The sequence below is a fragment of the Agrobacterium albertimagni AOL15 genome, from assembly GCF_000300855.1.
GTDB classification, from domain to species: Bacteria; Pseudomonadota; Alphaproteobacteria; order Rhizobiales; family Rhizobiaceae; genus Allorhizobium; species Allorhizobium albertimagni.
In genome coordinates, this window is record NZ_ALJF01000026.1 from 1 (window position 1) to 10759 (window position 10759).

General features: G+C 62.0%; 10 protein-coding genes. 8 read left to right on the forward strand and 2 right to left on the reverse strand.

Annotation, left to right across the window (positions count from 1 at the left end):
* Positions 1–57: 57 nt before the first annotated feature.
* The gene (locus QWE_RS23920; RefSeq protein ID WP_006728766.1) at positions 58–828 is read right to left on the reverse strand and encodes an N-formylglutamate amidohydrolase; all 771 of its coding nucleotides are present in this window, start codon (positions 826–828) and stop codon (positions 58–60) included.
* A 184-nt stretch (positions 829–1012) separates the two neighbouring features.
* Here QWE_RS23920 and QWE_RS23925 point away from each other — a divergent pair, with 184 nt between their 5' ends.
* The 8 genes from QWE_RS23925 (at position 1013) to QWE_RS23960 (ending at position 9286) form a co-directional block, all read left to right on the forward strand.
* Entirely contained in the window at positions 1013–1882 is an 870-nt protein-coding gene (locus QWE_RS23925; protein WP_006728767.1) for a MurR/RpiR family transcriptional regulator, read from the forward strand.
* 186 nt (positions 1883–2068) lie between these two features.
* Complete coding sequence (locus tag QWE_RS23930; RefSeq protein WP_420804583.1) at positions 2069–3127, forward strand: ABC transporter substrate-binding protein; 1059 nt, start codon at positions 2069–2071, stop codon at positions 3125–3127.
* Positions 3128–3225: 98 nt separating this feature from the next.
* Positions 3226–4116, forward strand: a complete 891-nt coding sequence (locus QWE_RS23935; RefSeq protein WP_006728769.1) for an ABC transporter permease — start codon at positions 3226–3228, stop codon at positions 4114–4116.
* Positions 4113–4895, forward strand: coding sequence for an ABC transporter permease (locus tag QWE_RS23940; RefSeq protein ID WP_006728770.1), 783 nt, complete (start codon positions 4113–4115; stop codon positions 4893–4895). The genes QWE_RS23935 and QWE_RS23940 overlap by 4 nt, the downstream gene beginning before the upstream one ends.
* A gap of 12 nt (positions 4896–4907) precedes the next feature.
* A complete protein-coding gene (locus tag QWE_RS23945; RefSeq protein WP_006728771.1) occupies positions 4908–5960 on the forward strand; it encodes an ABC transporter ATP-binding protein in 1053 nt (350 codons plus the stop codon).
* Positions 5961–6034: 74 nt separating this feature from the next.
* On the forward strand, positions 6035–7078 hold the full coding sequence (locus QWE_RS23950; RefSeq protein ID WP_006728772.1) for a zinc-dependent alcohol dehydrogenase family protein: 1044 nt from the start codon (positions 6035–6037) through the stop codon (positions 7076–7078).
* A gap of 105 nt (positions 7079–7183) precedes the next feature.
* Positions 7184–8341, forward strand: a complete 1158-nt coding sequence (locus QWE_RS23955) for an ABC transporter substrate-binding protein (protein WP_006728773.1) — start codon at positions 7184–7186, stop codon at positions 8339–8341.
* Positions 8342–8416: 75 nt separating this feature from the next.
* Positions 8417–9286: a PP2C family serine/threonine-protein phosphatase gene (locus QWE_RS23960; RefSeq protein ID WP_006728774.1), complete on the forward strand. Its 870-nt coding sequence runs from the start codon at positions 8417–8419 to the stop codon at positions 9284–9286.
* 253 nt (positions 9287–9539) lie between these two features.
* Here QWE_RS23960 and QWE_RS23965 read toward each other — a convergent pair.
* The coding region (locus tag QWE_RS23965) for a vitamin B12 dependent-methionine synthase activation domain-containing protein (protein ID WP_083873004.1) at positions 9540–10759 on the reverse strand (1220 nt) is incomplete at its 5' end.

Below are 10759 nucleotides of genomic sequence, written 5' to 3' on the forward strand. Positions count from 1 at the left end.
TCGTATGCCGGCATCCGTTCCCTCTTTGATGTGTGGTTTGCCCAGCGTTTCGGATAGTTATGCGACCCTTTCGAGCGCTCCTGAAATCAAGTCCGCGAGATAGGCGGAGATAGCCTTGAGGCCTGCCTCGTCGCGAACCAGGTCGTTGCGCACCTCGATCATGACATTGGCGAAGCCTTGCGGCAGCGCATGCAGCCGCAGCGTATGGGTCACGCCGTCTTCCGGCCCATAAGGCGAGTTGCGTTCAACCCGGTATGGACCACCGGCTGCAGCCTCGAGCATGGCATCCGCCAGACGGCTGTCCGTATCGTGAAGAATGCCGATCTCGACCGCGCGCGGTTTGCCGAAATAGACCGGCGTAAACGTATGCACGGTCACGATCACGGGCTTGGCCCCCTCCCCGGCGATCCGCGCAATCTCGGTGGAAACCCTGTCGTGGAAGGGAACGTAGAGCGCCGCGGTCCGCGCATAACGCTCCGCCGGGCTGAGGTTGAGATTACCCGGGATTGCGTAGATCTCGCTCTTTTCCGGCATGGCGGCCGGCGATTCCGGCGGACGATTGCAGTCATAGACCAGTCGCGAAAAACGCTGATGGACGAGCAAGCCGTCAAGTGAGATCGAAAGGCGGCGAGCGATCTCCAGAGCGCCCGGATCCCAGGCGATATGGCTGGACAGCGCCTCCGGCGAGAGCCCGAGATCACCTGCCGATGGCGGCAAAACGGCAGATGCGTGCTCGCAGACGAAAACGAGCCCGCTCGCCGCCGTCTGATTGTCGACTGCAACCGCCTCACCGTCCGACGCTGTCAAAGTCCCCGACCTCAAGAGCATGCTGATTGTTCCCCTGGGCTCGTTGGCCCAATTTACTTTCGAAGAGAATTCTTCACGGTTAAGCGTCTGTCAATCCGCTACTGAAAAATTCTCTTCAAAGGGCAGTTGACTCAATTGTGACAGCGAGGCTTAATCTTGAAAAAGCCGGCGACAGACTGGCTTGAGGGGAGTCAATCGGTTCTTGATGAATGCGTCGACCACTGTGTCGGACGTGATCCATGCCCATTTCGATGGGCTGACGCGTGCCGAACGGCAGCTGGCAGAAAGCCTGCTGCAGAACTACCCCGTCTCCGGACTGGGCAGCATCACGACCGTTGCCGAAAATGCCGGCGTCTCGACCCCGACAGTTGCCCGCATGGTGCAGAAGCTCGGCTACAAGGGATATCCGGAATTCCAGGCGCATCTCCACCAGGAACTCGAGGCGACGATCTCTAACCCGATCGCCAAGCACGACCGTTGGGCCGCCAACGCCCCCAACCGCCATATTCTCAATCGCTTCGCTGAAGCCGTGATGGCCAATCTGCGCAACTCGCTGGGAGAGCTGCGCACGGCAACCTTCGATGAAGCCGCCCGCCTGATCGGCGACCGTCATCGTAGCATCTATTTCGTCGGCGGACGCATCACCGGCGCGCTTGCCGAATACTTCTTCACCCATATGCAGGTGATCCGTCCCCGGACGACCTTGATGTCGTCGAATGCCAGTTCATGGCCGCAGCATGTCCTCAACATGCAGGACGGCGACGTGCTCGTGATCTTCGACATCAGGCGCTACGAGGCGGATCTGACGACGCTCGCGGAGGTCGCGCGCGCCAACGGCGTGCAGATTATCGTCTTTACGGACCAGTGGATGTCGCCCGTGGCACAGCATGCGCGCCACTGTTTCAAGCTCCATATCGAGGCACCCTCGGCATGGGACAGCTCCGTCGTAATGCTGTTCGTCGTCGAAGCCCTGATCGAGGCCGTCCAGAGTTCGTCCTGGGACGAGACGCGCGAGCGCATGAACACCCTCGAAGGACTTTTCGAACAGGCCCGCCTGTTTCGAAAGCCCCGATGACGCAGACAGACGAAACCGGAGGACATTCAGGATACAGGCCCATACCGATAGACCACGCAAGGCCGATATCCGTCACATAACCATAACAAAGGCCACATAAGTGAACCGCATCGCTTCCAACACAAGAGGAGAACTACAGTGACCACCAATCTTCGCAAATTCCTGTCGCTCACGACCGCGCTGGTCATGACGAGCTCGGCCGTTGCCTATGCCGAACCGAGCGCCGAGCTCATCGAAGCTGCCAAGAAGGAAGGCATGCTGACCACCATCGCCCTGCCCCACGACTGGTGCGGCTACGGCGAAGTCATCGCCGCCTTCAAGGCGAAGTATCCGGAAATCACCGTCAACGAACTGAACCCGGATGCCGGCTCGGCCGACGAAGTCGAAGCCATCAAGGCCAACAAGGACAACAAGGGCCCGCAGGCTCCTGACGTCGTCGACGTCGGTCTTGCCTTCGGCCCGCAGATGAAGGCTGAAGGCCTTCTGCAGCCCTACAAGGTCTCCACCTGGGACGAAATCCCGGACAATATCAAGGACGCCGAAGGCTACTGGTACGGCGACTACTACGGCGTCATGTCCTTCCTGGTGAACAAGGACCTCGTCGAAAACACCCCGAAGGACTGGGCCGACCTTATGAAGCCGGAATATGCCGGTCAGGTCGCTCTCGCCGGTGACCCGCGCGCCTCCAACCAGGCCATCCTCGGCGTCCTCGCAGCCGGCATGGCAACGGGTGCAGCCGCTGGCAAGGACGCTGGCGACGCTGGCCTCAACTACTTCGCCGAATTGAACAAGGCCGGCAACTTCGTGCCAGTCATCGGCAAGTCCGGCACGCTCGCTCAGGGCGCAACCCCGATCGTCGTCATGTGGGACTACAACGCGCTCGCCGCCCGCGACACGCTTGCCGGCAACCCGCCGGTCGAAGTCGTCGTTCCCGACAAGGGCGTTCTCGCAGGCGTCTACGTTCAGGGCATCTCGGCCTATGCACCGCACCCGAATGCAGCGAAGCTCTGGATGGAGCACCTGTACTCCGACGAAGGTCAGCTCGGCTGGCTGAAGGGCTACTGCCACCCGGCCCGCTTCAACGCCATGGTCAAGGCCGGCAAGGTTCCGCAGGACCTGCTCGACGCCCTGCCGCCGGCTGAGTCCTACGAAAAGGCCTACTTCCCGACGCTCGAAGAAGTCGACGCCAACAAGGCTGCCGTCACGGCGGGCTGGGACAGCGTTGTCGGCGCCAACGTTCAGTAAGCCGAGACCTTGATGTGCCGCCCCGATCTTTTCTAAGGTCGGGGCGGCGCTCGCATTTTAAGAAGATCCGTCGAAACGCGGACAGAGGGGCAGATCGAATGTCGACAGAGGCGGTGAGCCCGGGCCATCAGGCACGGCCACGAACGAAACTTCCACTTCACTGGCTCGGGGTCTTGCCCTTTGCAGCCTTCGTGATTCTCTTCCTGATCATGCCGACGATGAAGATCGTCATCGGCGCCTTTCAGCGTCCGGACGGCTCGTTCACCTTCGACAATGTGCTTGGCCTGTTCACCCCCTCGATCATGGCCGCCTACTGGATCTCCATCAAGATCAGTCTCGCCTCGGCAATTCTCGGCTGCCTGATCGGCTTCGGCGTGGCCGCCGCCGTCATTCTCGGCGGACTGCCTGCCTGGATCCGCAGCCCTCTGCTGACATTTTCCGGTGTCGCCTCCAACTTCGCCGGCGTGCCGCTTGCCTTCGCCTTCCTCGCGACGCTTGGCCCTGTTGGCATGTTGACCGTCTTCCTCAAGACCCAACTCGGCATCGATCTGCGACTTCTCGGCTTCAATCTCCTGTCCTTCTGGGGCCTGACGATCACCTATCTCTTCTTCCAGATTCCGCTGATGATCCTGATCATTGCCCCGGCACTCGACGGTCTGAAGCGCGAATGGCGCGAGGCGGCCTCGATCCTCGGCGCGACCAATGCGCAATACTGGCGGCTCGTCGCCTTCCCGATCCTTTTGCCCTCGATCCTCGGCACCATGGCCCTGCTTTTCGCAAATGCGTTCGGCGCCGTCGCAACCGCGATCGCACTGACCGGCTCTTCGCTGAATATCGTGCCGATCCTGCTCTTCGCCCAGATCCGCGGTGACGTGCTGGGCGACCCCCATCTCGGCTACGCGCTCGCCTTCGGCATGATCGTCGTCACCGGAATTGCCAATGGCCTCTACATCTGGCTGCGCGCCCGCAGCGAAAGGTGGATGAAATGAAACGTCTCTGGGCTTGGGCTGCGCTGATCTTCGGCCTTCTCTATTTCATCCTGCCGCTCATCGGCATGACCAACTTCTCGCTGAAGATGCGTCGCGGCGAGTATTCCTTCGATGCCTATGCCAAGGTTCTGGCCGATCCGCGCTTCCAGGAAACCTTCAGCTATTCCGTCACGATGGCGCTGACGACCATCATCTTCGGGGTATTCCTGATCGTACCGACGGCCTATTGGGTGCGGCTGAAGTTGCCTGGCCTTCGCCCATACATCGAATTCGTCACGCTGCTACCGCTCGTCATCCCGGCGATCGTCGTCGTTTTCGGCTATATCAGGCTCTACAACACCTCGAGCTGGCTGCCGTTGACCGGCTCCTCCACCGGCACGAACATGCTGCTGATGTTCGGTTATGCGACGCTCGGCCTGCCCTACATGTACCGGGCGGTTGATACGGGCTTGAGAACCATCGACGTCGCCACCCTGACGGAGGCGGCCCAGAGCCTCGGAGCGGGGTGGGCGACGATCATCGGCCGCATCATCCTGCCGAATGTCTCTGTCGCCGTCATGTCGGGCGCTTTCGTCACCTTCGCCATCGTCATGGGCGAATTCACGATGGCCGCGCTTCTGAACAAGCCGGCCTTCGGTCCCTACATGCAGCTGCTCGGCGCCAACCGCGCCTATGAGCCGGCGGCTCTCGCCGTGATCGCCTTCGGCATCACCTGGGCATGCCTCGGCCTGATGCAGCTCGTCTCCCGCCTCCAGAAAACAGCCCCCCGCCAGGCTTGAGGACATCAATTCATGAGCTTTCTAACCCTAAACAACCTCAAGAAATCCTTTGGCGCAACGCAAGTCGTGCACGACTTCAACATGGCGATCGACAAGGGCGAGTTCATCTCCTTCCTTGGCCCGTCGGGCTGCGGCAAGACCACCGTGCTTCGCATGGTGGCCGGTTTCGAAACCCCGTCGGCCGGCTCCATCGTCGTTGATGGCAAGGACCAGACCAACTTGAAGCCAAACCAGCGCAACATCGGCATGGTCTTCCAGGCCTATGCGCTGTTTCCGAACATGAACGTCTTCGACAACGTCGCCTTTGGCCTGAAGATCTCCGGCATGTCGAAAGCCGATATCGGAACGCGCGTGAAGGAAATGCTCGCGCTCATTCACCTGGAACATCTGGCCGAGCGCTATCCTTATCAGCTGTCGGGTGGACAGCAGCAGCGCGTGGCACTCGCCCGTGCGCTTGCGCCGAAGCCTCAGGTGCTACTCCTCGACGAACCGCTCTCGGCACTCGACGCCAAGATCCGTGTTTCCCTGCGCGAAGAAATCCGCCAGATCCAGCAGAAGCTCGGCATCACGACGGTCTTCGTCACCCATGATCAGGAAGAGGCGCTGTCGATCTCCGACCGGATCGTCGTCATGAATGCCGGCAAGGCCGACCAGATCGGCACCCCCTTCGAGATCTACAATCGCCCCACCACCCGCTTCGTCGCCTCCTTCGTCGGCACGCTCAACGTGCTCGACGCCGTCGTTGCCGATCAGGGCGCCGGCTTGGTCAAGATCGGCGACAAGATGCTCACCATCAAGGAAGCAATTTCGTCCGCGAACGGCCAGACCATCCAGCTCGCCATGCGACCGGAAGCCGGCACGCTCTCAGCCACGGATGAAGCCACGGTGCATGGGCAGGTGACATCGAGCCAGTTCCTCGGCTCCGTCATCCGCACGCGCATCGATGTCGCCGGAAAGACGCTCTCCTTCGACACCTTCAATGATCCCGGCATTAGACCGCCTGTTGTCGGCGATACCGTCGGCGTGAAAATCGACCCCTCCGCCTTGATCGTGCTGGCTGACTGAGGCAAACCACGTCCAAAGGCAAACGTGTCGGAATGCCGTCCGCAAGGGCGGCATTCGCATCTGGAGGATATCCCATGCGGGCGATGTATTTTGAAGCATTCGGTGCAACACCGGAGATCCGCACCCTGCCCGACCCGACGCCGACCAATGCTGGCGTCGTCATCTCCGTGAAGGCAACGGGCCTCTGCCGCAGCGACTGGCACGGCTGGATGGGCCACGACCCCGACATCCGCCTTCCACACGTCCCCGGCCACGAACTGGCTGGCACGATCGCGGCTGTCGGCCGTGACGTGCGCCGCTTCAAGGTCGGCGATCGTGTGACGGTGCCCTTCGTCTCCGGCTGCGGCCACTGCATGGAATGCCGCTCCGGCAACCAGCAGGTCTGCGAAGAGCAGTTCCAGCCCGGCTTCACCCATTGGGGCTCGTTTGCGGAATATGTGGCGATCGACTATGCCGACCAGAACCTCGTGCATCTGCCGACTGAGATCAGCTACGAGACGGCGGCAAGCCTCGGCTGCCGCTTTGCCACCTCCTTTCGGGCGGTGGTCGACCAGGGCGGGCTCCAGGGCGGTGAATGGCTGGCAGTCCATGGTTGCGGCGGCGTCGGGCTGTCGGCGATCATGATCGGTGCAGCGCTCGGCGCCAATGTCGTCGCGATCGACATCGCCGAGGACAAGCTGGCACTGGCCAAAGCCCTCGGCGCATCCGTTGCCATCGACAGCCGTTCGGTCGCCGATGTCTCCGAGGCCGTACGTGACGTGACCGGCGGCGGCGCTCATGTCTCCGTCGATGCGCTCGGCCATCCCCAGACCTGCTGCAATTCAATTCTCAACCTTCGCCGGCGCGGCCGCCATGTGCAGGTCGGCTTGATGCTTGCCGAACATGCGACGCCGGCGATCCCGATGGCGCGGGTCATTGCCCACGAACTCGAAATCTATGGCAGCCACGGCATGCAGTCTTGGCGTTACGATGCCATGCTCCGCATGATCCTCTCCGGCAAGCTCTCACCCGATCGCCTGATCGGGCGTCGTATCACCCTGACCGAGGCAGCACCAGCGCTCGCCACCATGGACAGCTTCCGCGAAAACGGCATCAGCATCATCGACCGCATGGTTTGAGGACTGCCAGCATACGCAATCACGTTTCGCCATATGGTGTGATAGCGTTAACCCGTTTGTGGTGAACTTCGGCTGCACGAAACCGGCAACGGATCGAGAGCAGCCATGGTCAGGAAGAAGACATCGACGGAGATTGACGCCAAGGGTTTCATGGCCGAATTCATGCGGCTGAAACGCGGCTCGGTCACGCGTCGTCATTTCCTTTCTGTCACCGGGCTCGGAATGGCAGCCCTCGTCATCGGAGGAAGCCGCAGGACCAGCGTTGCGACGTCTGAAGGTTCGCCGCTCGGCAAGAAGGTTTCGCTTGCGACCTGGCCGAACTACCATGATCCCAAGACCTTCGAAGACTTCACGGCCCGCTATGGCGTCGAGGTCGACGTCTCGATCATCGGTTCCAACGAGGGCACATTGCTCGCCCTCGAACGAGGCCGGGTCTGGGACATCATCATCCCCACCCAATATGCGATCGCGGCCTATTTTCAGCGCGACATGCTCGAGCCCCTCGAACTCCGACGCCTGCCGAATTTCGATCTTGCCGCCCATGCCGACCGCTTCCTGAAGCCCGGCGTCCGCGCAGGCGCGATCTTTGCAGTGCCGAAAAACGCCGGCACGACCGGCATTGCCTACAACAGCCGCCAACTGAAGCCGGTCGAGACCTGGCGCGACTTCTTCGATGTCGCCATGACGAAGGCGACGGGCAGGACCATCGTGCATGACTACCAGCTGACCGCCATCGGCGGCGCTCTGGTGGCGCTTGGCCACGACTTCAACTCCCTCGATCCGGCCGAACTGCAACGCGCCGAAGACCTGCTCATGCAGATCAGGCCGCATCTGCTGGCGGTCGACAGCGATTATCAGCCTGCCATGCGCACCGGCGAGGCCTGGATGACCATGTGCTGGAGCAATGACGCCTCGCAAATGCACCGCGACGTGCCCGAGATCGCCTATGCGATCGCAACCGATGGCGGAGAGATCTGGACGGACTATTACGCGATCCCCGCCAAGGCCCATAACAAGCCGGGCGCCCATGCCCTGATCAACCACCTGCTCGACCCCGAGATCGCAGCCCGCGAGCACATCGTCCATGGCGGCACGGTCACCGACAGCCGTGTCCGCGCGCTTCTGCCCGAGGAGATCCTCGCGGACGAAATCATCTACCCTGACGAAGCGAAGCTCACACCACTCGAATTCGGACTGGCCGTCGCAATGACGGACCCGACCCGCGCCGAGATCATGAGCCGCTTTCGCGCCGCCCGCGGCTGACGCCGCTCTTTCCTCGTGATAGGCAAGGCACGTGCCCGGGAGCCTCCGGCACGACCGATCAAGCACGGGATTGCCATGCCGCAGATTTCCATCATCGACACCATTTCAGACCCCGGCAAAGACACCAGACCAAACGAGGATCGCCTCGGCTACAACAGGCATGCAGCTTTCGTCATCGACGGCGCAACCGGCCTCGGCGACCGGCAGTTCATGGACGGCTACGGCTCGGACGCCGCCTGGATCGCGGAATTCGCAGCACTCCGTTTTGCCGAACGGCTAGACCGCAGTGCAGATCCCAAGGCGGTGCTGAGAGCCGTGTCCGAAGAAGCGCGCGACGCCTTCCTCGCGACGGCCGGCGAACAGCCGCGCTATGCGTGGCCGCTCTGCAGCCTAAGCACCCTGCAGGCAACGACATCAGGTTTCCGCTGGTTCGGCCTCGGCGACAGCTGCATGTATATTCTACATGACGACGGCCAGTCCGACTTCGTCATCCCGATCCCCGGCGCCTATGAATGGGAGCAGCATCGGGCTGCAGAGCATATCGCTCGCGTCGGCAGCATCGGCGCGGCAGGTGTCGCCAATGACGACCCGCAGACGCTGGAAGACCTGCGTCGTGGCCGCGCCTTGCAGAATACATCTGGCGGCGCAACCTGGACCTTCGGCGTGGTCCCCGAAGCTGCCGATCACCTCGCTCTGGTCGACGTCCCCGTTTACGGCGGCGGCGCCACAGCACTCCTCTGCTCCGACGGCCTCGCAGATCTGGTCGCGCTCTACAAGCTCTACGACCCCGCCACGCTGATCCAGCGCGCAGCAACGGCAGGGCTGAAATCGCTGGTCTCAGAGCTCCGCCACATGGAGCGGGAGGTCGATCCGGATGGCTTGAAATACCCGCGCTACAAGCAGAGCGACGACACGACGGCGATCCTGCTGCGGCTGGAGCCGTGAAGGCAATTAGGAATCTGCCCCAATAGCTTACTGGCGCATTCGGAATCGATTTGTGAGCGCGTTCTTGCACTGCATGAGGCCAGCATTGGCGCTCGGCGCCGATCGCTACCCTAGCGGCAGCCCCTCATCCGCCTACCGGCACCTTCTCCCCGCAGGCGGGGAGAAGGCCCGTGTGGCCGGCGTCTTGCCGCCTTCTCCCCGTTCACGGGGAGAAGGTCCCCGGCAGGGGATGAGGGGCAACTGCCCCGGCCGGTTACTCCGCAGCCACCGCCTTCGGCACATAATTCAACACCGGCCCCAACCAGCGTTCGACCTCGCGAACATCCATGCCCTTGCGCGCCGCATAGTCCTCGACCTGATCACGCTCGACCTTGGCGACGCCGAAATAATAGCTGTCGGGATGGCCGATATAGAGACCGGAGACGGACGAGCCCGGCCACATGGCATAGCTCTCGGTCAGCGTCACGCCGGTCGCCTTGGTCGCGTCGAGCAGCGAGAACAGCGTCACCTTTTCCGTATGATCGGGCTGGGCCGGATAGCCGGGCGCCGGGCGAATGCCGGCATAGGTTTCCGAGATCAGCTCCTCGGGCGCGAAGGCCTCATCCGATGCATAACCCCAGAGTTCCTTCCGTACCTGTTCATGCATGCGCTCGGCAAAGGCTTCGGCGAAACGGTCAGCCAAAGCCTTCACCAGGATCGAGGAATAGTCGTCATTTGCGCGCTCGAAGCGCTCGGCAATCGCCACCTCTTCGATACCGGCGGTAACGACAAAGCCGCCGACATAATCCTGAAGGCCCGTCTCCAACGGGGCCACGAAATCCGACAAGGCGACATTCGCCCGTCCCTCGCGCTTGGCGATCTGCTGACGGAGCGTGAAGAAGGTCGCGAGTTCTTCTTGGCGCGCATCGTCCTTGAACAGCCTGATGTCATCACCCACCGCATTGGCCGGCCAGAAGCCGATGACCGCACGCGGCCGGAACCAGTTCTCCTCTATGATCTTCTTGAGCATCGCCTGCGCATCGGCAAACAACTGCCGCGCCGCCTCGCCCTGTTTCTCGTCGTCCAGGATCGCCGGATAGCGACCCTTCAGCTCCCAGGTCTGGAAGAAGGGCGTCCAGTCGATGTAGCGGGCAAGCTCGGCAAGATCATAGGTCTCGAACACCTTCGTGCCGGTAAAGCCGGGCTTGGTCGGCTTGTAAGCGCTCCAGTCGAGCTTGACCGCATTCTCCCGGGCGGATGCCAGCGGCTGGCGCTGCTTTTCGGCTTCCGCCCGCGCATGGGCCTCTGCCACCTTGGCATATTCGCCCTTGACACCATCGACATAGGTCTCGTTGCCATCCTCGGATAGCAGGGCCGAAACGACGCCGACCGCGCGGCTGGCATCGGTGACATAGATCGCCTGCCCCGCCTTGTATTGCGGATGGATCTTGACCGCCGTATGCACCCGGCTGGTCGTCGCACCACCGATCAAGA

What these genes read in the sequence shown, in the direction of transcription:
- QWE_RS23920 (WP_006728766.1), bottom strand. Translation starts at nt 828, where the DNA reads ATGCTCTTGAGGTCGGGGACTTTGACAGCGTCGGACGGTGAGGCGGTT.
- QWE_RS23925 (WP_006728767.1), top strand. Translation starts at nt 1,013, where the DNA reads ATGAATGCGTCGACCACTGTGTCGGACGTGATCCATGCCCATTTCGAT.
- QWE_RS23930 (WP_420804583.1), top strand. Translation starts at nt 2,069, where the DNA reads ATGACGAGCTCGGCCGTTGCCTATGCCGAACCGAGCGCCGAGCTCATC.
- QWE_RS23935 (WP_006728769.1), top strand. Translation starts at nt 3,226, where the DNA reads ATGTCGACAGAGGCGGTGAGCCCGGGCCATCAGGCACGGCCACGAACG.
- QWE_RS23940 (WP_006728770.1), top strand. Translation starts at nt 4,113, where the DNA reads ATGAAACGTCTCTGGGCTTGGGCTGCGCTGATCTTCGGCCTTCTCTAT.
- QWE_RS23945 (WP_006728771.1), top strand. Translation starts at nt 4,908, where the DNA reads ATGAGCTTTCTAACCCTAAACAACCTCAAGAAATCCTTTGGCGCAACG.
- QWE_RS23950 (WP_006728772.1), top strand. Translation starts at nt 6,035, where the DNA reads ATGCGGGCGATGTATTTTGAAGCATTCGGTGCAACACCGGAGATCCGC.
- QWE_RS23955 (WP_006728773.1), top strand. Translation starts at nt 7,184, where the DNA reads ATGGTCAGGAAGAAGACATCGACGGAGATTGACGCCAAGGGTTTCATG.
- QWE_RS23960 (WP_006728774.1), top strand. Translation starts at nt 8,417, where the DNA reads ATGCCGCAGATTTCCATCATCGACACCATTTCAGACCCCGGCAAAGAC.